We start from the raw sequence: 562 nt of genomic DNA on the forward strand, positions 1-562 counted from the left end.
GTATAGTCTTTTCCTTTTTCTTTAAATCCCATTATGGCCATTTCAGATAGGCCCAAATAATGTGCGCCGACTGCGCCTTCTTTATTTGCAATATACTCTCCGAATTGCCATTGTACCGAAAGCATATCCGCTAGTCGCTGCAATCCTATATTTCCAGAACGAGAGCAGTGGTGAACAAAATTATATTGTTCATCACTCGAAAAAGTAGTCCCAACAACACCACTCTTTTCTTGGATACCTTGAATGGTTGCTGCGGCTAAACGTCTAGAGAAAATAATAGAATTAGGATTAACTGAAATGATATCAAGAAGCAAGGATTGAGAATACCTAGCGAGATTTTGTGGGACAACAAATAATAATCGCCCACGAAAAATCAATTCACGCAACTCAAACCTATTAATTTTAAACATTTCATAAAAATGCTCATTGGACTGCTCAAGCGGCAATGCGATAACCACCTGTTCATATAGCGTCAAATAGACCATAATATTTAGACGAGAGAAAAATGATGCATCAACAAAACAGCGTGTTCCGATTTTATCAAAACCAGGCAATAAGTAAC

Annotated in this window: 1 protein-coding gene; it reads right to left on the reverse strand. The window is 37.7% G+C overall.

Annotation, left to right across the window (positions count from 1 at the left end; translation table 11 throughout):
- Positions 1-562 (reverse strand): hypothetical protein (locus LG31_RS21125; RefSeq protein ID WP_202962988.1); only part of this gene is annotated, 562 nt, incomplete at both ends.

Origin of the sequence: Aeromonas lacus (genome assembly GCF_000764665.1) — a bacterium.
GTDB classification, from domain to species: domain Bacteria; phylum Pseudomonadota; class Gammaproteobacteria; order Enterobacterales; family Aeromonadaceae; genus Aeromonas; species Aeromonas lacus.